Below are 21,822 nucleotides of genomic sequence, written 5' to 3'. Positions count from 1 at the left end.
GTGAATGAAAAAGCGATGCGAAAAAGCAGATGGATCACAACAGTATCCTTAATTATCATTATTGGTATAACCTATTTATCAGCAGTTATTACAGAATTCAACTTTATCGACAGCATTGCAACATTACCAAAAGCGTTAAGCTGGATCTTCGCAAATCTCTGGATCACACAAGAAACATGGGAAAGACTGCCTGCGATCTTAGGTAAGCTCAATGAAACGATTTTTATGTCGATAGCAGCAACAACACTTGCGGCAATTATTTCGTTGTTCCTAGGTTTAATGGGATCAAAAACAACAAAAGTAAACAATGTCTTCAGTGTGCTTGCTCGGTTGATTGCCTCTTTTTCACGGAATATACCGGTTGTTGCATGGTCACTCATTTTACTAATTTCATTTGGACAAAATTCCTTGACTGGGTTTTTGGCTTTATTTGTTGGTACGCTTGGATTTTTAACAAGGGCATTTATTGAATCAATTGATGAAGCTAGCCAAAGTGCTGTAGAAGCATTGCAGGCTACGGGAGCGACGTATGCACATATTGTAAATAAGGCGGTTATTCCACAAAGCTTACCACAAATGCTAAGCTGGATTTTATTTATGATTGAAACGAATATCCGAAGCGCTACATTAGTCGGGATTTTAACAGGTACAGGAATCGGGTATACGTTTGATTTATATTACAAGTCGCTAAACTATAACGCTGTAGCACTTGTAACTTTTACAATTGTCATTGCCGTCATCATTATAGAACTGATTTCAAACCGGATACGGAAGGTGATCTTATAATGGAAATGCTAAGAGGAGGAGCGCAGCCAAAGCAAACCTACATAAAACGGACACGGACTGGTCGAATTAATATTAAAGCTGGAAATAAGGTTGAGCTCGTAACAAAGTGGACCATTGCAATGTTAGCTGTCTTAACGATTATGGCTTTCTTTTTCTTTGACTACACAGGGTTGCAGTTAGAACGCGCTATTACCGAAACAGCATATAATTTAAAGACGATGTTCTTAGAGCCAACTTTAAGTCATTTCAGCTGGGGAGAGGCTTTCCATCAAATTGGCATTACGGTTGGGTTGGGTGTTTTAGCAACGGTAATTGGAGCAATTATTGCTTTGTTTCTAGCCTTTTTAGCAGCTGAAAACCTATCCAAGCCATGGATTTCAAAATCGGTACGTGTTGTTGTAGCATTTATTCGTGCCGTTCCAACTGTATTATGGGTTCTCATTTTTGCAATTGCCGCGGGTCTTGGCAGTGAAGCTGCTGTACTTGGTATGCTATTTCACTCAATCGCTTATTTGGTGAAGGCTTTCTCCGAATCATTTGAAGAGGTCGATCGGGGTATTTTAGAAGCAATGCGAGCAACCGGCTCTAATTGGTGGCATATGGTAACACATGGCGTGCTCCCGTCTACCTTTACGTATTTACTATCCTGGACATTTTTACGATTCGAAATTAATTTCGGTGTCGCTGTCGCAATGGGCGCCGCGGCAGGAGCTGGCGGTATTGGATTTGAGCTCTTTATGGCATCGGGTTTCTATTTTGACTTGCGCGAGGTTGGATTTATCACGTACGCAATCCTCATTATCGCAATTATTTTAGAAATAGTTTCAACACAATTGAAAAATCGTTATTTCCCAGCGGCCGCAAAGAATTGAGTTTTGTATGAACCCCCTTTTTAATCAGCATATGTCAGATTATTAATATAAAAAGTATTTTGTTCCTTTTAACCGTGATGAGTGCTTTTATTCTGCCATTTCGTGATTCTATTAAACCGATCGCATTTTATTTAACTGTGGCCATCGTTCTAGGGTGGGGCACACTGCTTTTGTGGTCGGGGTTTGGTTCGAACTTCAAAAAAGTTTTTATAAAGCATGACAAGATCTTTCGAGCAGCGATGAGTTTATTGCTGGTTTATTCTGCGGTAACGATTTTTCTTTAAGTTGGACAAAGTGGAAATGATTTACTTCAAAAAGAAAAGCGCCACATTTGCGGTGCTTTTCTTTCGTTCAAGTAAATACTGTTATTCCTTCACAATCAACATATCATTCTCATCAAATTGCCAGCTCTCGCCATAAGCAACTTCCCAATAAAATCCATTCGGATCTTGGAAATAGCCGCTATATCCGCCCCAGAACACAATCTCAGGTGCTTTTACAATTTTAGCGCCAGCTTTTTCAGCAACTGCAAAAACCTCATCGACTTCTTCTTTCGATTTCCCGTTATATGCCAGCGTAATTCCGCCAAAACCGATACTAACTTGCGGTGGATTCTCTTCATCAATATCTTTTGCTAACCGATCAATCTGGAACAAGGATATTTTTGTTCCGCCATTATTGAAAAAAATAACATCTGGATCGGATTCCTCGCCATAGACAACAACGTCAAATCCAAGTCCATCCCGATAAAACGCTAACGATTCTACCATGTCCTTTACACCTAATGTGATTAAATTTAAACGATTCATTCAATCATCTCCTTATTCTACAGCTTTTTCAATAATCGAGAAGTTAGCCTCATCGCAATCTATTTCAGTCTGAGCCCCATATGGAAGAATAAACTTTGGTTCGGTGTGGCCGAAGTTCATGTTATAAAGAATTGGCAAGTCCGCTAATCCATATTCCTGCATAACTGTGCGTATCGCTTCTTTGTATTCAGTGTAATACATTTCATCATAAGGCTTGGCAAAAAGGATACCATTTGTTTTTTGTAAAATACCTTGTGCAGCGTAATTTCGCAGCCAATATTTCATCAGATCTGGCTTTGGTTTTTCCTCTGAGGTTTCAAAGAAAAGAATACTGTCATCCCAATAGCTTTCCTCTGGCCAGAGCGCTGTACTTTTTGCAAATTCAAGAACATCCATACAACCGCCAATCAACCTGCCTTGTACGACACCAGTTCCCTGCAGCACTTCATAAGCCGAATTTGGCTGCATCTTCCTCTGAGTGTCTTTGTTTGCGATATCCCACTCTAAAAATTCACTTGTCCATTCCATAGCAGGTTTAATTTCTCCAATTTTTTCATTCGAGAAAAGCGTTTGCTGAATGCTTTTTACGGTGTAAGGGTGCATCTCGATATTTTCAGCGAAATCGGTTAAGATAGCTGGACCGTAAAATGAGGAAAGTCCTGCTTTATGACAAAATAAATGAGCTATCGTAACATCTGAATAACCCATAAATATCTTCGGGTTTTCACGGATGGTCTCGAAATCGATATAGGGTAGCAATCGGATACTTTCTTCGCCACCAATGTTAGCGATAATTCCTTTAATGCTTTTATCGGCAAATGCTGTCATCAAATCCTCGGCTCGAGCCTCTGGATGTGCGTAGAGATAGTCCGACCCTTTCAAGCTGTTTGGCATAGCGACAACTTCTAGATCAAATACATCCTTTAATCGTTGGACACCTTGCTCATAGCGCCATCGTATTGGTTCATCACCAGCACCTCCCCAAGAAGGACTGACCGTTGCAACTTTGTCTCCGGGCTGTAATTTATTTGGTTTTTTCAATAATGTTCTCATCTCATCCTTCCCCTCCATCAGATTAAAGATAACGTAATTTTGTTATTCCCAATAACACATCTGTAATAGATTGCCATCAGGGTCATATAGGTTAAAAAATTGATTCACTCCATCATCTTGGATAGCAGTTACGTTTACATTTTTGTCTGTTAAATGATCAAATACCTGTTTGATATGTTGCGTGTAAAAGATAGGGTATACTTGATTTGCCTGTACTGCTTTACTCGTTCTATTTTCCTCGATGGTTAATGGAACATTACTATCTCCAATTTTTAAAATGCGATAGCTGTTGTCGCTAAAAACTTCCCGGAATCCAAGGACATCTTGATACCATGTGCTTGCTTTGGCTACATTGCTGACAGGCAAGCAAATCGTGTCGATACGTTCAATCAAACGCAAGGGCACGTTCTCTTGTTGAATTCCGTATTTTTCTTTAAATACCGGACTCAGCTCACTCCAGACGTCAAATTTATTTCCGTCTAAGTCATGAAATACGAAGTTTCTGCCCATATGCCCTCGATCTTCCACTTCCTCAGCATAAACGTCACGTTCTCGAAGTATTTTATGTAATTCCATCAGTGCATCAATTCCATCCACTTCAAATGTAAGGGAAAAGTGTTCTGTATTGGCTGTGTTAATAAAATTGGCACGTTGGCCTTCTGCAGACTTTACCAAGAAAAAACTTTGGTTAGCAAGATCGATAATTGCCTTTTCTGCATCTTGAAAACGAACTTGTGCATCAAGCTTGTCCACATACCATTTTGATGCATGCTCTATATTCATAACAGGAATATAGATAGTTCCTACCCTTATTAGACTGCTATTCAAGTTGACCCCCCCTTTAGTTGGTTCCGTTGAAACTCTTTCATAAGATATTCGCTATTCAGGTGGTAGAAACCTTTAATAGGAACCGAAAAAAGTAAAAGAAGCTGCGTGCAGCAGCTCCTCTTGACCATCTATTATGGTGACGGACGATTCGGTCCATGCAATTTAACACCAGTCTTATTCTCTTTTTTTAATGCATTTAACTCTTCCTTGCTTTTATTTTTTGATTTTGGCCTTCCAGACATCTGAATCCCTCCTTTGCTGATTAGTGTGTCTTATTTTTTAAAAAAGATAATTGATATCATAATATTGCCTTCCTATCATGATGGGATTGTATGGTATGGTTAATAATGCTGAAGTTGGTAAGGGGAATGCTGATATTCGAGTTAAATTTGCTGATGTTTAAGAGAGAAAAGCTGAAGTTCACTATTAGAGGGTGCTGCTCTTCGCACCCGGCTCGGATTAGTAGCAGCTAAGTTGAAGGGCTCTATACATAAAAAAGGCTGAACATACATTCAGCTTTCTCCTATCCCAATTATTTTGGTGAAATGGGTATCCATATCTCGCTTTTAAAATTCGGCGACGAGACATCATTATGTTCATTCCATAAAATTCTAGGATCTTCCGCTTGTTCATAATTTGCAGAAGGGAACCATTCGGAATAGATTCGCCCCCAGACATTTTGTAACGTGTCAGGGGAGGGACCAATTCCTTTAAGGATAGAATAGCAAGTAGTGTATAGATCTACCCGGCATTATGTGCCCGATTTGGCAGGGTACTTCCATTCTAATAGTAGCAGGTACATAAATGTAAAAGTAATTGTGTAAAATTTTAGTAAAAATAAAAAATACGATAGACTTGTCCAAATAACGTGTTAAAATTAACATAGGAAGTTACATAAGAAGGTGAAAATCGATGAAATTTTGGATGAGAAAATTAGCAGTTGTCTTCGTAACCATCTTCACATTAGGAATGTACAGTCCGACAGCTCTTTTAGAGATTGATGCGGATGAAAATGAAGACGCATTTGCCTCTGGAGCAGATATAAACAACCATTCTGGTCCTGTAACGGAATTACGAGAAGAAATTGATTATACGTTACCCTTGCCTATAGTAGAGGCGAATCCGAAAGAACAAGCCGTGAAAGAGTTAACTGAGCAGGCCAAGGAACAAGCGCTTATCAAATTCGGCTCTAGAATTGCAAGCCAGGTAGAGACGGAGTTCACAGACATCATTTTACCAAACATAGAAGCAGTTTTAGCTTCTATTTTAGACGAATCTGGAGCAGATAATTACGCCTATTTTGCAATTACAGAAAACCCCGCTGAAGGCTATGGAGAACGAATTTTTAATGTATATGATGAAAAAAGAGGGCAAGATATTGCAAAGTTCCATGTGCGCCGGGATAACCGTCCGCTAGAAGGACATTATTTCAATTTCCATTATCATGTCAGCAGCGATGGATTTAAGGAGCATCACGATATTGGCGAAATCTATTGGGATAAAAATACACCACCGAGGTGGATGGCATAGATTCGTGAGCTGCTTTCTCATTGTTAGAGACAATCTAACAATGAAAAAGCAGCTTATATTTTTTTATCGAGCTCCCCCATCGAACTCCACTAACAACTCCCCAATCTTCCAATCACGAATAACCTCATCTGCAACATAATCAAGCTCGGTCCTCTCCTGATTCACAATCACCAATTTAGCTCCGCTTTCCTTTGCGATAAGGGGAAATTGGTTCGCGGGTGTAACGCTTAACGAGGAACCTAGCACAATAAATAGATCTGCCCGTTCCGCTTCTTCTAAAGCCATTTGAAAAGCATCTGATGGTAATGTTTCACCAAACAAAACGATAGAAGGGCGAAGAATTCCGCCACAGGAACAGTGATATTCCTTTTTAATATATTCTTTACTGTCGTATACTTTCCCGCAGGATTGGCAGTGCAGTTTTTGCAATGTGCCGTGAAGCTCGGCAACCCGTTTACTGCCTGCAAGTTGATGAAAACCATCGACATTTTGGGTGATAATCGATTGGATAACGCCGCGCTTTTCCCAATCCGCTAGAATCAGATGACCTTTATGTGGATGATACTCCTTCACACCAAGTACGCGTTCACGATAAAATGCAATAAATTCATGTACATTATTATTTAACGCATCCGTACTAGCAATTTTACTAGGATCCTTTTTCTTCCAAAGTCCTTGGTTTGCTGAGCGGAAGTCTGGCAGTCCGCTTTCTGTTGACATCCCGGCACCCGTGAAGACAACAGAATAGCTTGCATCACGCAACCATTCTTTCAACATGAAATTCCCCCTTCGATTCATTCTAGATAGTTCCATTATACAACAGCTATTATAATTGACATCAAAAAAGGGATGTGTTATTAAATGATTAGGGATTAGCACTCCATGTCATAGAGTGCTAAAAAACTGACTGAAAAAAGGAGATGAATAGTATGAGCAAGGTAGCATTTAAAGCAGAATCGAAGAAACTATTAGATATGGTTATCAACTCCATTTATTCACAGCGTGAGGTCTTCTTAAGAGAACTTATTTCCAATGCGAGTGACGCCATTGACAAAATCTATTACAAAGCACTGACAGATGATTCTCTTTCGTTTAATAAAGATAGCTACTACATAAAAGTAGATCCAAATAAAGATACACGTACATTAAAAATTACAGATACAGGGATTGGGATGACGAAGGAAGAGCTAGAGGACAACCTTGGTGTCATTGCAAAAAGTGGTTCCCATACATTTAAAACAGAAAATGAAATCAAAGATGGCCATGATATTATCGGTCAGTTTGGTGTTGGTTTCTATGCGGCATTTATGGTAGCTGATAAAGTAACGGTGATTAGTAAGTCCCTTGAAAGTGATGAAGCATTTAAATGGGAATCAACAGGTCCTGATGGCTACACCATTACCCCTGCAGAAAAAGCACAGGTTGGTACCGAAATCATTTTAGAAATTAAAGAGAATGAAGAAGAAGAGAACTATGATGAGTTTCTAGAAGAATATCGCTTGAAACAAATCATCAAAAAGTACTCCGACTTTATCCGCTATCCAATCAAAATGGATATCACAGAAAGTAAGTTAAAAGAAGGATCAGAGGACGAGTATGAAGATGTAACCCACGAACAAACAATCAATACGATGGTTCCAATTTGGAAAAAGAACAAAAGTGAACTCACTGACGAAGACTATGAGAATTTTTACAATGAAAAGCATTACGGCTATGACAAACCATTAAAGCATATTCACATTAATGTCGATGGAACGATTCGTTATAATGCGATTCTGTACATTCCAGAAAACGCACCACATAACTATTATACGAGGGAATTTGAAAAAGGACTTGAGCTCTATTCCAATGGCGTATTGATCATGGATAAATGCGCTGATCTGCTCCCAGACTATTTTAGCTTTGTGAAGGGAATGGTAGACTCCGAAGATCTATCATTGAACATTTCCAGAGAGATGCTCCAGCATGATCGCCAGCTTAAGCTGATCGCGAAAAACATGAATAAAAAAATCAAAACACAATTACAAAGTATTTTACGAGATGATCGCGAGAAATATGAGAAATTCTATAAATCATTCGGTCAACAGCTGAAATATGGTGTATATAGTGACTTTGGTCAGAATAAAGACTTGTTACAGGATCTATTATTGTTCTATTCTTCAAAAGAGAAGAAGCTCGTCACATTAGATGAGTACGTTTCACGCATGCCAGAGGAACAAAAATATATTTACTATGCAACTGGCGAATCCAATGAGCGGATTGAAAAGCTTCCACAAACTGAACTTGTGGCAGATAAAGGCTATGAAATATTATTCTTTACCGATGAAATCGATGAATTTGCCATCCGCATGCTAATGAACTATAAAGAGAAAGAATTCAAGTCTGTATCTAGTGGTGATTTAGGTATTGAGGATGATCAAAAGGATGCAACTGAAGAAGCGCAGGAAGAAAATAAAGGTCTGTTCGCATCGATGAAGGAAATTTTATCGGGCAAAGTAAAAGAAGTGCGCGCATCAAAACGATTAAAATCACATCCTGTCGTATTAACAGCAGATGGGGAAATCTCGATTGAAATGGAAAAAATAATTAATGCAATGCCAGATGACCAAAACATCAAGGCTGAAAAAGTGCTAGAGATCAATGTAAATCATGAAATTTTCCAAGCGCTGAAAAAAGCACAGGACCAAGATAAAGAAAAATTGAATTTATATACAAACCTCCTTTACAATCAAGCACTCCTCATCGAAGGACTGCCAATTAACGACCCAGTTGAATTTACGAATGATATTTGTAAAGTAATGGTGTGATACAAACAAGGCCCCTGCATGATGCAGGGGCCTTGTTTGTATATTTGCTAAGAAATGAAAATCGTCCGCACGAAACTCGAAGCTAAGACACCATCCCGCGCCTCTAAAGCACCAAACCGCCAAATTAAGACACCATCCCGCTCCGTTAAAGCATCAACCGCCAAATTAAGACACCATCCCGCGCCTCTAAAGCACCAAATTCAAAACTAAGACACCATCCCGCTCCGTTAAAGCACCAACCGCCAAATTAAGACACCATCCCGCACCACTAAAGCACCAAACCCAAAATTAAGACACCATCCCGCACCGCTAACGCACCAAACCCGAAACTAAGACACCATCCCGCACCGCTAACACACCAAAACTCAAACTAAGACACCCCCCGCGCCGCTATCGCACCAAGCAAAAAAACGCCAAGGACTATCCCCTGGCGTCATCTAATTAAATCTACTTCCGATACATTTTAAACTGCAAAAACAATTCATTATAATAAGCTAGATTCTGCTGTCCTAGATTCTCATAAACCTCGAGACGTTCTGTTAAATCTGGTGCTGGATAGAATCGTTCATCCTCCACCATATCTTCCGGCATGTAATTCAATGCCTCTTTATTCGGCGTAGAGTAGCTGACATATTCTGTGTTTTGCGCCGCTACTTCCGGGTCCATCATAAAGTTAATAAATTGATGCGCTGCTTCGACGTTACGGGCTGTCTTCGGAATTACGAAATTATCAAACCAGAGGTTCGAGCCTTCCTCGGGAACGACGTAATCAATATCCTCGTTTTCCCACATAATATCAGCTGCATCACCAGACCAGCCGACAGCAATAGCTGCCTCCTCGTTTTGCATGAGTAGCTTGTTTTCATCACCAACAATTGCTTTTACATTTGGCGTAAGCTCTTTTAGTTTGTCTAATGCTTCCTGCAAATGCGCAGGTTCGGTATCGTTCAATGAATAGCCTAGGCTGTTTAGCCCCATACCCATGATTTCCCTGGCGCCATCAATCAGCAAAATTTGATTTTCGAATTCCGGATTCCATAAATCATTCCAGCTGGTGATCTCTGTTCCTGCTGGTAGTAATGTTGGATTAAAAACAATTCCAACTGTTCCCCAGAAGTAAGGGAGAGAATAACGATTTCCAGGGTCAAATGCTAAATCCAAAAATCGTTCATCTAAATGCTGCATGTTCGGCAACAGCGAATGATCAAGCTCGAGCAGCAGATCTTCCTCGACCATTTTTTCAACCATATATTCCGAAGGGACAGCAACATCATAGGATGTTCCGCCTTGCTGGATTTTCGTCATCATCGCTTCATTGGAATCAAATGTTTCATAAATAATCGTGATTCCTGTTTCCTCCTGAAAGCGACTAATCAATTCTTCATCAATATAATCACCCCAGTTGTACACAGTCAACGTATTGCCACCAGAAAATCCTTGGGAAGCATTTAAACGATTAATCATCACGATCAGGACGATAGAAACAATTACAATAACAAGGAATGCTCTGAAAAGATTTTTCATCTTCTAAAGTCAACTCCTTTCGCACCACTGCCACTACGTTGTGTTAAGTAGTAATACACAACAACAAGCACAATGGTTACAACAAATAAAATCGTTGAAAGCGCATTGATGTTCAAGGAAATCCCTCTTCGTGCTAACGAGTAAATCTCAACAGAAAGCGTTGTGAACCCATTTCCTGTTACGAAAAATGTAACTGCAAAGTCATCCAATGAATACGTTAATGCCATAAAGAATCCGGCAAAGATGCCCGGTGCAATATACGGCAGAATCACCTTCGTTAACACATTCCATTGACTTGCCCCGAGATCACGTGCAGCATCAATTAGTGTTGGACTCATTTCCATAAGTTTAGGCAGAACGAGCAGTACAACAATCGGAATGCTGAATGCAATATGGGACAGCAGCACGGAGTAAAAGCCTAGCTGAATTCCTGCCATCGTAAATAAAATAAGGAAGGAAGCACCGATAATAACATCAGGGCTGACAACCAAAATATTATTCAATGCAAGCAACGTATTTTTCGTTTGTCGTCTTTTATATGCGTGAATGCCAATTGCTCCCAAAACCCCAATCACAGTGGAAATCAATGCAGATAATAATGCGATTACTAATGTATTTAAAACAATAATAAGCAGCCTCGTATCATGAAGCAATTCTTTATACCAATCCAATGTAAAGCCTTCAAACCCACTCATTGTACCGCCACTATTGAACGAATAAAAAATCAAATAGAAGATCGGTGCATATAGGATGAAAAAGATAATAACCAAAAAGATATTCGAGGCAAAGGATGATTTTCTCTCCATATTACACACCTCGCTTTCTAAATCCTGTTAAGCCCATAAAAAGGAACATAATGAGGATTAAAAATACGGCAATGGTTGAACCCATTCCCCAATCCTGTGTAACCAGAAAGTGCTGTTCGATTGCTGTGCCTAGAGTGATCACACGGTTTCCTGCAATCAATCGTGTCAGCATAAATAGGGATAGAGCCGGAATGAATACAACTTGGATGCCTGACTTCACCCCGTCAATCGTTAACGGGAAGATTACTCTACGGAATGTTGTCCATCCAGAAGCCCCTAAATCCTTTGCTGCATATAGCAAACTCGGATTTAAGTTATCCAATGCATTAAAAATCGGCAAAATCATAAATGGAATGAAAATATATACTGAAACAAATACAAAACTGAAATCGGTAAACAATAGCTGTCTTGAGCCAATACCAACCCATTCCAGAAAATTATTGGCTGCACCATAGGCTCCGAATATCCCAATAAATGCATAGGCTTTTAACAATAGGTTAATCCATGACGGGACTATGATTAATAATAACCAAAGCTGTTTATGCTTTGTTCGCGTAAGTAAATATGCTGTCGGATAAGCTACCAATAAGGAGATAGCCGTAATAAGAAACGCATACCAAAACGAGCTTAACGTCATCTGTAAATAAACAGGGGTAAAGAAATTTTTATAATTCACTAGTGAAAAATTACCTTCAATATCAAAAAAGGAATAATACAAAACAAGAAAAATTGGTGCAATAACAAACAAAATGATCCAGAGTGCATACGGGATCATATACAAATTGCGCGTGCCTTTATTTTCCATCAGCTTCCCCCTCCGAATACGAATCTAAACGGCGGTCAAAGTCTTCTTCCGTTTCGTTAAAGCGCATGACGTGAATAGCCTCTGGCTCAAATTGAAGCCCGATTTTATCCCCAACTGTTGCCTTTTTCGTTGATTGGACAAGCCATTCATTGCCTTCTTGGTCAAGTCCGGTGATTTCATAATGCACCCCGCGGAAAAGTTGTGAGTGTACCTCGATTTGCAGCATGCCATCTTCAAACGATGTAATCTGTAAATCCTCTGGACGAATCACGACTTCAACCGGCTCATTAGGGTTCATTCCTTGGTCAACACATTCGAAATTCCCGCCACCGAATGAGACAAGGAAGTCTTCAATCATGGTTGCTTTTACGATATTGGACTCTCCAATAAAGTCGGCAACAAATCGATTGATTGGTTCATCATAAATATCGTTAGGTGTGCCACTTTGCTGAATTCTACCTTTATTAATAACAAAGATTTCATCAGACATGGCAAGCGCTTCTTCCTGGTCATGTGTGACAAAAATAAACGTAATCCCAAGGCGGCGCTGCAGCTCACGCAATTCGTACTGCATTTGATAACGAAGCTTTAAGTCGAGTGCAGACAACGGCTCATCAAGCAGAATAACCTCTGGTTCATTGACAATAGCCCGGGCGATTGCAACACGTTGGCGCTGACCGCCAGACATCTCTTTAATTTCCCGGTCCTCATAACCGGAAAGGTTCACGAAGCTTAAAGCTTCTTTTACTTTGGCTGCAATTTCCGATTTTTTCATTTTTTTAATACGCAGTCCAAAAGCGACATTTTCAAAAACATTTAAATGAGGAAAAAGGGCGTAATCCTGAAACACGGTATTTACTTGACGTTTGTTAGCTGGAATATGGTTAATCTTTTTCCCGTTAAAATAAATATCACCTGAAGTTGCTTCTGTAAAACCAGCAATCAAGCGAAGTATTGTTGTTTTACCGCAGCCAGAGGGACCAAGCAATGTATAAAATTTCCCTCTTTCTATCTCAAAGCTTACTCGATCCAATACAGGGGGATCCTGGTCATATTGCTTTGTAACATTATGAAATTGAATAATAGCAGAATTCGTCATAGCAATCTCCTTTATATAAAAATGACATGATGCAGTTGATTTGATGGAATTTGAAACGTTTGTTAATCGACAAGATTAGCGTTTAGGTGAACAGGGTATAGAAGTCTAAAGGTTTATTGCCTTATCGTGAATCCAGTAGGTTCAACGGCGCTTCTGCCTTTACGTTTTTGTTCACTTTTTCTCAGATTCGAGATAATTATACATGAAAAGTAAAAAAAAGAAATTACTTTTTTTCATTGAATAAAACGTCTCTATCACGAGGATGTTAAGTGATAGAATCCAACGTCATAAAATGGACAAATTTATAAATAAAAGTGACACGTTGTCATGAAAATTATTGACATATGACATTGTGTCATTTAAAATAAAAATTGAACAACATGACATGATGTCACAAGGGAGAAGTATGGAGGAAGGAAATGCCTAAACTTACATTTTTTAATCTACCGGAGATGAAGCGGAACAAATTAATCAGAGCAGCCGAAGCAGAGTTTTCAAGAGTTCCATTGTCTCAAGCCTCCATTTCAAACATTGTAAAAGCTGCAGAGATTCCGCGGGGAAGTTTTTATCAATACTTCGAGAATAAAGAGGATGCATATTATTTTTTATTGGAGGAGCAGTGGAATAAAAGGCAGGATAAATTTATTGCTTCGTTGAATAAGTATAATGGGGATATTTTTGAAGCATTCAAAGAGCTATTCCAGCTCATGCTTGAGGAAAAGAAGACAGAGGATGGCTACAATTTTTTAAAGAATGCTCTACTGAATGTGACACATGAAATTGAGGATGTATTCACAAGGATTTTTGATGAAAAGCAAATCGATACCAACAGATTGAAGGAAATAACGCCACTCATCAATAAAGAATGTTTGAATATATCTGGTGAAGATGAGTTCTATCATATTATTCAGATCATTACGTCGGTCACATTCCGCAATTTAGTGGAAAAGTATTCGCGGAATATGTCCAAGGAAGAAGCCCTGGAGAACTTCATTATTGAAATGAATTTGCTTAAAAAGGGTTTATACAAGTAATTTACCGTACACAACGAGGAATACATGTACTGAAAACTACAGAAAATGGGGTATGATAAATGACAGTTACAATTTATGGAGCTGCATGTTCGTCGACAAGGAAAGCAAAGCAATGGTTTTCAAGGCAAGGGATTCATTACAAGGAAAGAAATGTGATAAAGGATCCGCTCACTGTTCATGAATTGCAAAGCATTTTACGGATGACAGTTGAAGGCACGGATGAAATTATTTCCACACGATCAAAGGTTTATAAGGATTTAAATCTGGATATTGAATCTTTACCATTACAAGAACTATTAGAGCTTATTCAGAAGCACCCTCGATTATTAAGAAGTCCGATCATGGTGGATGATAAGCGATTACAGGTTGGCTACCATGAGGATGATATACGTCAGTTTCTACCAAGAAAAACCCGTGAATACCAGTGGTTGCAATGGAGAATGGATCATCTTCAGTTAGCAAAAGGGTAACATTTCCATATGAAGGGCAGGGGTGGCTTTTGTGAGTTTGATTGCAAAACAGACCTATTGTAAGGTAATACGTGAAGTGAATAGTTTAGAACAAAAAGATACGGAACAAACACGCACGATGTATTTGTATGATGACAGGGTTGTCACACAGTACAGGGAATTTAAGATACATGATGTGCTGGATATTTCCTATCGATTTATAGGCGATGATGGAGGGTTGCTCTATTTGCATACCATTAATGGAGTATATCCTTATATCGTCAAATCCTCTCCGAAAGCTTTTGTCGAAGCATTCAAGGAATTTCGAAAAACATTATAATACATATACCACCTTTGAACATCACCTCATTTTAAGTAAGTTAACCGCAAGCGTTCTTGGTAAGTAGAAGTATACATCTACCTGCTTCCATAATTACAAGCAACTCAATAAATACCTACCTTTAAAAATCTAATACACAAAAAAACAGCTGTTCTAAAAGATGAATAGTTGTTTTTTTACTTAAACATATTCTTCCATTATTACGTAAGCTTTACCTTCTTTTAAGAAATGTTTTTCCGTTTCTTGTAATCCAAATTTTTTATAAAAAGCTACCTTATCCTTTCTTGCATTACACCAAATCTTCTTAATTCCGAAATGCTTTGCCTCCTCGAGAACGTAGGATAACAATGCACTTCCGTGTCCATTACCTTGTTCCCGTTGAATTGTAGCAAATTTACGAAATTGGCATTCTCTATTTTTTATAAAAAGTGAAATCACAGAAGTAAGTTTGTTGTTCTTAAAAAGACCTAAATGGATACCTGTATCATCATTATCTAATTGAATGAAGTCAAAGGGCTTATCTGGCCACATGACTTTATGTCTTATCTCCCATGCCTTTTCCTTCTCTATTTTTGTAATGTAGATTTTCATGATAACCTCCAAAGTCGTAATGAGAATATTAGTGGTATGGCAAGAAGTACTGTCGTTCCTTATAACTTGATTTTATCTCTTTTAGCGGGCGATTAGCAATCATCGAAGGATGAAATTGTTCCGTTTCCTATTCCCTGCACCACTAGTTGTTGGTTTGATCGGCTCATCACTACGCTTTTAACTTACTAGTTCCTAACAGGGCATTTGTGCATAGACTAATACAGGAATAAATAAGGGGTGTAAATGAATGGGACTATACATTAATGATAGAAACCATAAGAACATGTATAAAGGCCGTGACAAACTCCAAGGACAAAACCAAACACTTTTCGTACAAAATCATGTATCGGAAATGGTAAAGGAGCAGCAACGAATCAACGGGAAGCTTGCTCGTACACTTCTTGGAATTAAAACAATGTATGAACAGCAGTATGATGAGAGTGAAAATAAATGGACGCAAATAGAAGCGCAACTACAGGAGTTACGGCATTTTAATGCGCATCATGAACAGATGGAAAAACAGGTTGTAAGCTATTTGAAGCAGTTGGAAAAAGACAATATGAAACTACGCGAACTAATCGAAGCAGATCAATTATCCGAACAAGAAGTAAGAGAACAATGGAACCAGATTAATTCCTCCTATGAAGAAATTGCTAATCAGCTTGAAACGGTTGCCAAGGCAAATGAACAACTATCATCGAAAATCGATAATCAAGCTGATTTCCAAGATCAATTGTCAAAGCAGCTATCTGTTCAAGATGAGTCGACTAAGAGGATGGATAGCGGTTTGAAAAAACAGCAAGCATTGTCCGAAAAAATTGCCAGGGCAAATGAACAACTATCATCGAAAATTGATAAACAATCCAATTTTCAAAATCAATTAACTGAACAACTATCTGCTCAAGGCGAGTTGACAAAGCAGATAGAGAAGCGCATCGTAAATCAAGAGGCGTGGACGAAAAAGGCAAATGAAGAGCTATCATTGAAAGCAGATAAACAATCCAATTACCAAGATCAGCTGTCCAAACAATTATCTGCTCATGGAACGTCAATGAAGCAAATAGAGAAGCAACTGGAAAATCAGAAAACAATGACCGAAAAGGTTGCGGAGTCAAATGAACAGCTAACCTTAAAAGTAGATAAACAAACCGATATCCAAGAACAATTGGCAGAACAACTATCCGCTCAAGTCGAGTCGAACAAAAAGGTAGAGGAGCTAATGGGAAATCAGGAAGCATTGACTAAAAAGCTTGCAAAGGCAAATGGGCAGCTAACCTTAAAAGTAGATAAGCAAACTGATTTTCAACAGCAGTTGTCAGAACAATTATCTGCTCAAGATGAGTCGAATAAAAAGATAGAGGAGCGCATGGAAAGTCAGGAAGATTTGGTGAAAAAAATTGCGAAGGCAAATGGGAAGCTGGCATTGAAAGTGGATAAACAAACCGACTATCAAGAACAGCTGTCAGAGCAGCTATCTGCGCAAGGCGAGTCGACGAAGCAAATAGAGAAACGGATGGAAAGTCAGGAGGCATTAACGGAAAAGGTTGTCAGGCAAATGGGCGATTTTCGGAGTGTTTTATTCGAACGTACTAATTATTTATCGGAGAAAATAGAGGAGACGTATAGCTATATTCTTAGTCAGCTAACGGATTGTGACCAAATCCACTCGAACTTTTTGCTGTACGAAAGCCAGAAGCAGAAAGAGAAGAGCAAATAGAAACAGGGGCTGGTATATGCCATTGCATATACAGCCCCTGTTTTTGTAAACCTTTAGAAAATTATTCTTTACACTTTCTTTATACTTTTCTGGACTTATTCTTTATACTTGCAGCTTATTCTAAATGTATCAACATGGAAAGGAAGATTATGTGTGGCAGAAATTATTCTTAAAGCGGCAAATATCTCAAAAATATATGGTAAACACAAGGTCCTTGATAATGTATCGATTAAAATCAAACGTGGAATGATCTATGGATTAATCGGTGAAAATGGTGCAGGGAAATCCACTTTCATGCGTGCTGTGATGGGATTAATTGCGATTGACGGTGGAGACATCGAGCTGTTTGGTGAAACGAGTACGAAAGGATTACAGCATGCGAGAAGGAAGATGGGGCAATCGATTGAAATGCCAGCACTATACCCTGATTTGTCAGCTCGAGAGAATCTGCAGGTGCAAGCGGCAAATGGTGGCGTCGGTGAACGAGAGATTGCTGATTTACTTCGTCTAATGAACTTGGAGCATACAGGGAAAAAGAAAACAAAGCACTTTTCGCTAGGGATGAGGCAACGTTTAGCAATTGCGTCGACATTAATAACTAATCCCGAATTCTTAATCTTGGACGAACCGACAAATGGCTTAGACCCATCTGGTATTGTCGAAATGCGAGATATGATTCAACGATTGGTGACAGAACGTGGAATTACAGTATTGCTTTCGAGTCATTTGCTGGATGAGCTTTCCCAAATTGCTACACATTACGGTATTTTACATGAGGGGAAAATTATAAATGAACTATCCAAGGAAGATCTAGCACGGGTTGCACGGCAATACATTGAAGTAGAAACAACAGAAGTGGAAAAAGCAGTCGTTGTACTTGATGAAATGGGAATCCAAGACTATGAAGTGATCAATGGAATCGAAATTCATATTTATGAGCGCTTGGACGAGGCTGCTGCAATCAATCGTGCATTGGTTTTAGAGAATGTAAGAGTTTCCAGAATTGGAACAACAAGACAAAAACTAGAAGATTATTTCTTGCAATTAACTGGAGGAACAAAGAATGTTTAATCTTTTAACAGCTGAAAAAATAAAAATGCGTCGGAGCAAAAAATTATGGATCGCCTTAGCTATCTTATTTATTCTTCCTATTATACAAGTAATAAATAGCCAGCTAACCGTTCACCATGGGACAGAGCTCGTTCAGGTGATTGATACAGTCATTAATGGAGCGACAGGAATCCTAATGATGAAAAAGAATGGATTTACGATTTTATTGGTGCTAATTGTGTTTATTAGCTTATTTATCGGGGAAGAATTTCAGAATGGAACGATTCGTAATACACTGTCCTTAGGACGAAGTCGCGTACATTATTATGTATCAAAATTCCTCGCAGCAGCAATTTTTGCCTTTGTTGGTGTACTTGGAATGACAATGCTTGGAATAGCTAGCTATACAGTTGTATTTGGCTTTGGTGAGGTTGATGGAATTACGAATTATATTCGTTATGCCATTCAATCCTTTAGTGTGCTTTATCTATTAATTTTGGCGAATGTATCGATTTATGTCCTGATCAGCTTTCTAACAAAAAATAGTAGCATCTCGATTGTGTGGAGTTTTCTTTACACGATTGCCACTGGATTTCTCCCAGAAATTTTTCAGCACACAGAAAACTTTGGTCATGTCACATTCTGGTTTACAGAGACATTTTTATTCTACTTTTATTTTGTGAGCCCGGCAGATATCGCCGAGATCCCAAGGATGATTGTAGTGAGTATTATTACCATTGTGTTATCATCAGGATTAGGAATCCTTCTGTTTAAACGAACTGACATAAAGTGAAACTATATCACGAGATAGAACCAGGAGGCTAAGGGCTGTTATTCGTCCTCCACGTTTTTTTCTTGCTTGTGCTTAGAAGTGGCGTGTCAGAGCCCGTAATGCATAATAAAGTAGGTCGATAGGATGGCAACAATATTAATTATTGAGGATGATCATGCAATTCATTCGCTGATTAAAGAGGCATTGACACTGCAAGGCTTTAAAACCTTAAGTGCATATTCAGGCACAGAAGGGAAATTATTACTGGAACAAAGTCAACTAGATGTTATCTTGTTAGATTTAATGCTGCCTGGGATGGATGGAGAAGTTTTTCTGCAGGATCTTCGGAAGGATAGCATGATACCGGTGATTGTGATTTCGGCTAAGAATGACCAAGCTTCGAAATTGGATATTTTGACGAATGGTGCGGATGATTACATTACAAAACCTTTTGATGTGAAGGAGCTGCTCCTACGTATTCATATTCAATTACGCCATGCTGCAAAGGCTGTATCCAACGAAATGAAAGAAATCCTGTATCAGGATATTCGAGTGAATTTAGATACTCGCGAAGTGAAAGTCAATGATCAGCTGGTCCATTTAACGGGACGCGAATACGCGATTCTGCTCTTATTCCTGGAGAATCCGAAAAAAGTATTCAGTCGTGCCAATATATATGAAAGTATTTGGAATGAACCGTTTTTTAATAGTGATAAAACGATTAATATGCATATAAGTAATTTACGAAATAAATTAAACCAAGCTGATACAAACTATATTCAAACAGTATGGGGTATTGGCTTCAAATTTGATTAACGAAAGGAGCGTGAATGTGATGTGGGGATGGGTTTTTGCCTTCTTTGCATTTGTGCTCCTTCTTTATGTTTACTTTTTAAAGCGAGAACTTCGAAAGTTGAAGCGGGAGGTTAAAGAGCTTCCGAATCGTTCAAGTTTTGGCGGAAGGCTTTCAATTGATTTTCGTGATGAGGTATTGCTTGACTTGATTGAGGCGCTGAATCAGATGATCGATGCTTTTGAGAAAAAAAATCAACAAGCAAAGCAAATGGAAGAGAGTGTCAAGCTGACCATCGCTGGGCTTTCCCATGACCTCAGGACTCCGCTAACATCGATTAACGGCTATGTCCAGTTATTGCAAGAGACGACGGATGAAGCGAAGCGGCTGCATTATATATCAATTATTAAACAGTCTGTTGAGCGTTTAATGGAAATGACTGATCATTTCTATGACTTGGCCCGTATTGAAACCAATCAAAAGGAAATAGTGTTTTCTTCCATAACATTATCTAATTTGGTGGAGGAAGTTGTCTTATCCTTTTATGAACAATTGGAGCAAAAACAAATAGAAATCGATTTTTCGGCACAACAGCACAACTACCAAATTATTGCCGACGAGTTCATGTTAGTACGAGTTATCCAAAATGTCGTTCAAAATATAATTCGTTATGCCAAAAGCAAAGCAGTAATCAGCTACGAGAAACAAGGGGGCGATATCATGTTCAGCATTAAAAATGATATTAAACCAGATAGTAAAGTGGCGGTAGAAAAAGTATTTATGCGTTTTTATACAGAAGTTGCAAGCAGAACGAATGCGGAAGCCAGTGGATTAGGGCTATACCTCTCTAAAAATCTGGTTGAAAAAATGGATGGAAAAATGGATGCGGCGTTGCATGGAGAGTGGTTCATCATTAATATTAGACTGCCTATGAATAGAAGTCAGCTTTGATGTTTTTAGTTAACATGCTGCAATGGGAGCTAAATTAGAAAAGGCTAGTAAAAAAGGCGAGACAGCTTTGATTAAATTGCCTCACCTTTTTATGTTTGTTATTGTCTTTCGGTTTCCTTTTCGAGCTTATGAATCCGAACAGACGCAATAATCAGTGCTCCTATTAGAAATAAGCCAAGATAGCCGATAAGTGGATAGAAGTAGCTGACAAGATCTGTAAATCCAAAAAAGCTTAATAAATAGGCAATTACTAGAGTGACAACAAGGAAAGCTTTAAATTTCGGCGTTCCTATTTCGACAAACCGTGCGCCGAATGAGAAGAACATGCTTGCTGCTGTATTAAAGATCATACCGAACAAAACAATTGCCATGAAAAAGCCTAATGCTGGAGATACTTGATTAGCAAGCTGCAGCATTGGCATTTCATAACCTTGTACAAGGTCAATTTTTGAGAAAATCGCAAGGTGGCTTAAAATAATAAGAACCCCGATTCCTAATCCGCCAACAAGTCCTCCAAGAGCTGCCGTTTTTTCATTACGCTGGGCCCCGCCCATTACAAGCGACATCGAAGCGCCAACCGCGATATTAAACGAAACGTAGTTAATTGCGGAGATAAACCAGTTTGGTAGTGTCGTCGGTTGCTCCATTGCAATCGAATTAAGATTGGTAAATGTATTATCCATTGATAGTACACTATAGATCGACAGGATAATGACGATTAGAATTAGAAACGGTGTAATACTGCCAATAATCGCTACGAATCGATTTACCTTTGCCATTCCTGCAATAAGCACGAGAATAGTCATCAGGCTTGTCCCGACAAAATATGGGAATTCAAATTGCTGATTTAAATTTGAACCAGCACCTGCAATCATAACGACTCCTACACCGAACAGTGTGAATATAATGATGTAGTCAATGACAACTCCAAGATAACGTCCGCTAATTTTGTAAATAGCATCCCGATGAGAGGTCGTCTGCATTCGGCTGCCAATTTGCATTAAAACCATGCCCAGGTAGGCGAATAACGCACTTGCAATCACGGCCCCAATAATACCAAGGAGACCAAAGCTCGTGAAGTACTGTAAAATCTCCTGCCCAGAAGCAAAGCCAGCACCAACAATGACGCCTATGAAAGCACTGCCGAGCTGCAAAATTTTCTTCATACTATTCTCTCCCATCTATTTCCTATCCATGTTGTCCTTG

General features: G+C 38.9%; 24 protein-coding genes and 1 pseudogene. 13 read left to right on the top strand and 12 right to left on the bottom strand.

The annotated features are described in order from the left end of the window. From NST46_RS05045 to NST46_RS05035, 3 genes are all read left to right on the top strand, one after another. The gene (locus NST46_RS05045; RefSeq protein ID WP_341136837.1) at positions 1-786 is read left to right on the top strand and encodes a PhnE/PtxC family ABC transporter permease; all 786 of its coding nucleotides are present in this window, start codon (positions 1-3) and stop codon (positions 784-786) included. Further along, entirely contained in the window at positions 786-1,658 is an 873-nt protein-coding gene (locus NST46_RS05040) for an ABC transporter permease subunit (RefSeq protein WP_095310528.1), read from the top strand. The genes NST46_RS05045 and NST46_RS05040 overlap by 1 nt, the downstream gene beginning before the upstream one ends. 77 nt (positions 1,659-1,735) lie before the next feature. Beyond that, positions 1,736-1,942: a hypothetical protein gene (locus tag NST46_RS05035; protein WP_341136836.1), complete on the top strand. Its 207-nt coding sequence runs from the start codon at positions 1,736-1,738 to the stop codon at positions 1,940-1,942. Between the two features lie 81 nt (positions 1,943-2,023). Here the strand turns inward: NST46_RS05035 and NST46_RS05030 are convergent, their stop codons facing one another. The 5 genes and pseudogenes from NST46_RS05030 to NST46_RS05010 all read right to left on the bottom strand — a co-directional run bounded on the left by NST46_RS05030 (position 2,024) and on the right by NST46_RS05010 (position 5,066). Beyond that, the gene (locus NST46_RS05030) at positions 2,024-2,467 is read right to left on the bottom strand and encodes a VOC family protein (protein ID WP_095310530.1); all 444 of its coding nucleotides are present in this window, start codon (positions 2,465-2,467) and stop codon (positions 2,024-2,026) included. Positions 2,468-2,479: 12 nt separating this feature from the next. Beyond that, entirely contained in the window at positions 2,480-3,520 is a 1,041-nt protein-coding gene (locus NST46_RS05025) for a S66 family peptidase (protein ID WP_341136835.1), read from the bottom strand. A 42-nt stretch (positions 3,521-3,562) separates the two neighbouring features. Further along, positions 3,563-3,925 (bottom strand): VOC family protein, encoded by a 363-nt coding sequence (locus tag NST46_RS05020; protein ID WP_251660179.1) that lies wholly within the window; start codon positions 3,923-3,925, stop codon positions 3,563-3,565. A gap of 18 nt (positions 3,926-3,943) precedes the next feature. Then, a pseudogene (locus tag NST46_RS05015) lies at positions 3,944-4,348 on the bottom strand (VOC family protein); the annotation flags it as partial. A gap of 532 nt (positions 4,349-4,880) precedes the next feature. Continuing rightward, complete coding sequence (locus NST46_RS05010) at positions 4,881-5,066, bottom strand: GyrI-like domain-containing protein (protein WP_445321731.1); 186 nt, start codon at positions 5,064-5,066, stop codon at positions 4,881-4,883. 194 nt (positions 5,067-5,260) lie between these two features. Here NST46_RS05010 and NST46_RS05005 point away from each other — a divergent pair, with 194 nt between their 5' ends. Continuing rightward, positions 5,261-5,878: a YpjP family protein gene (locus tag NST46_RS05005; protein WP_303446956.1), complete on the top strand. Its 618-nt coding sequence runs from the start codon at positions 5,261-5,263 to the stop codon at positions 5,876-5,878. A gap of 63 nt (positions 5,879-5,941) precedes the next feature. On the opposite strand, the gene NST46_RS05000 is transcribed toward NST46_RS05005, so the two are convergent. Then, positions 5,942-6,655: an NAD-dependent protein deacylase gene (locus NST46_RS05000; protein WP_341136834.1), complete on the bottom strand. Its 714-nt coding sequence runs from the start codon at positions 6,653-6,655 to the stop codon at positions 5,942-5,944. Positions 6,656-6,807: 152 nt separating this feature from the next. On the opposite strand from NST46_RS05000, the gene htpG reads away from it, so the two are divergent. Beyond that, on the top strand, positions 6,808-8,685 hold the full coding sequence (gene htpG, locus NST46_RS04995; protein WP_341136833.1) for a molecular chaperone HtpG: 1,878 nt from the start codon (positions 6,808-6,810) through the stop codon (positions 8,683-8,685). A 447-nt stretch (positions 8,686-9,132) separates the two neighbouring features. Here the strand turns inward: htpG and NST46_RS04990 are convergent, their stop codons facing one another. From NST46_RS04990 to NST46_RS04975, 4 genes are read right to left on the bottom strand one after another with little or no spacing between them, the layout of a single operon-like run. After that, entirely contained in the window at positions 9,133-10,209 is a 1,077-nt protein-coding gene (locus NST46_RS04990) for an ABC transporter substrate-binding protein (RefSeq protein WP_095310553.1), read from the bottom strand. After that, a complete protein-coding gene (locus NST46_RS04985; RefSeq protein WP_095310555.1) occupies positions 10,206-11,015 on the bottom strand; it encodes an ABC transporter permease in 810 nt (269 codons plus the stop codon). The genes NST46_RS04990 and NST46_RS04985 overlap by 4 nt, the downstream gene beginning before the upstream one ends. 1 nt (position 11,016) lies before the next feature. Continuing rightward, entirely contained in the window at positions 11,017-11,820 is an 804-nt protein-coding gene (locus NST46_RS04980; protein ID WP_340002498.1) for an ABC transporter permease, read from the bottom strand. Next, complete coding sequence (locus NST46_RS04975; protein WP_095310559.1) at positions 11,810-12,919, bottom strand: ABC transporter ATP-binding protein; 1,110 nt, start codon at positions 12,917-12,919, stop codon at positions 11,810-11,812. The genes NST46_RS04980 and NST46_RS04975 overlap by 11 nt, the downstream gene beginning before the upstream one ends. Positions 12,920-13,338: 419 nt before the next feature. On the opposite strand from NST46_RS04975, the gene NST46_RS04970 reads away from it, so the two are divergent. Genes NST46_RS04970 through NST46_RS04960 form a run of 3 tightly spaced genes read left to right on the top strand, consistent with a single transcriptional unit; the run spans position 13,339 to position 14,742 of the window. Next, a complete protein-coding gene (locus NST46_RS04970; RefSeq protein WP_095310562.1) occupies positions 13,339-13,953 on the top strand; it encodes a TetR/AcrR family transcriptional regulator in 615 nt (204 codons plus the stop codon). A 59-nt stretch (positions 13,954-14,012) separates the two neighbouring features. Further along, complete coding sequence (locus NST46_RS04965) at positions 14,013-14,423, top strand: Spx/MgsR family RNA polymerase-binding regulatory protein (RefSeq protein ID WP_095310565.1); 411 nt, start codon at positions 14,013-14,015, stop codon at positions 14,421-14,423. 31 nt (positions 14,424-14,454) lie between these two features. After that, positions 14,455-14,742 carry a hypothetical protein gene (locus NST46_RS04960; RefSeq protein WP_095310567.1) on the top strand — a complete coding sequence of 96 codons (288 nt, stop codon included), beginning with the start codon at positions 14,455-14,457 and terminating at the stop codon, positions 14,740-14,742. A 180-nt stretch (positions 14,743-14,922) separates the two neighbouring features. On the opposite strand, the gene NST46_RS04955 is transcribed toward NST46_RS04960, so the two are convergent. Further along, positions 14,923-15,333, bottom strand: coding sequence for a GNAT family N-acetyltransferase (locus tag NST46_RS04955; protein WP_341136832.1), 411 nt, complete (start codon positions 15,331-15,333; stop codon positions 14,923-14,925). 247 nt (positions 15,334-15,580) lie between these two features. Here NST46_RS04955 and NST46_RS04950 point away from each other — a divergent pair, with 247 nt between their 5' ends. The 5 genes from NST46_RS04950 (at position 15,581) to NST46_RS04930 (ending at position 20,616) form a co-directional block, all read left to right on the top strand. Continuing rightward, complete coding sequence (locus tag NST46_RS04950) at positions 15,581-17,050, top strand: hypothetical protein (protein ID WP_341136831.1); 1,470 nt, start codon at positions 15,581-15,583, stop codon at positions 17,048-17,050. Between the two features lie 153 nt (positions 17,051-17,203). Then, on the top strand, positions 17,204-18,121 hold the full coding sequence (locus NST46_RS04945; protein ID WP_303446946.1) for an ATP-binding cassette domain-containing protein: 918 nt from the start codon (positions 17,204-17,206) through the stop codon (positions 18,119-18,121). Further along, positions 18,114-18,893: an ABC transporter permease gene (locus NST46_RS04940; protein ID WP_095310574.1), complete on the top strand. Its 780-nt coding sequence runs from the start codon at positions 18,114-18,116 to the stop codon at positions 18,891-18,893. Before NST46_RS04945 ends, NST46_RS04940 begins: the two co-directional genes overlap by 8 nt. A 123-nt stretch (positions 18,894-19,016) precedes the next feature. Beyond that, positions 19,017-19,688 (top strand): response regulator transcription factor, encoded by a 672-nt coding sequence (locus tag NST46_RS04935; protein ID WP_095310576.1) that lies wholly within the window; start codon positions 19,017-19,019, stop codon positions 19,686-19,688. Between the two features lie 19 nt (positions 19,689-19,707). Then, positions 19,708-20,616: a sensor histidine kinase gene (locus NST46_RS04930; RefSeq protein ID WP_340003243.1), complete on the top strand. Its 909-nt coding sequence runs from the start codon at positions 19,708-19,710 to the stop codon at positions 20,614-20,616. Positions 20,617-20,714: 98 nt separating this feature from the next. Here NST46_RS04930 and NST46_RS04925 read toward each other — a convergent pair whose 3' ends face one another. After that, positions 20,715-21,782 (bottom strand): YkvI family membrane protein, encoded by a 1,068-nt coding sequence (locus NST46_RS04925; RefSeq protein ID WP_095310580.1) that lies wholly within the window; start codon positions 21,780-21,782, stop codon positions 20,715-20,717. Positions 21,783-21,822 lie beyond the last annotated feature (40 nt).

It is taken from the genome of Oceanobacillus sp. FSL W7-1309 (assembly GCF_038002145.1).
Taxonomy (GTDB): domain Bacteria; phylum Bacillota; class Bacilli; order Bacillales; family Amphibacillaceae; genus Oceanobacillus; species Oceanobacillus profundus.
The sequence above is the reverse complement of the archived record's forward strand: the minus strand, read 5'-3'. Positions and strand labels throughout refer to the sequence as shown.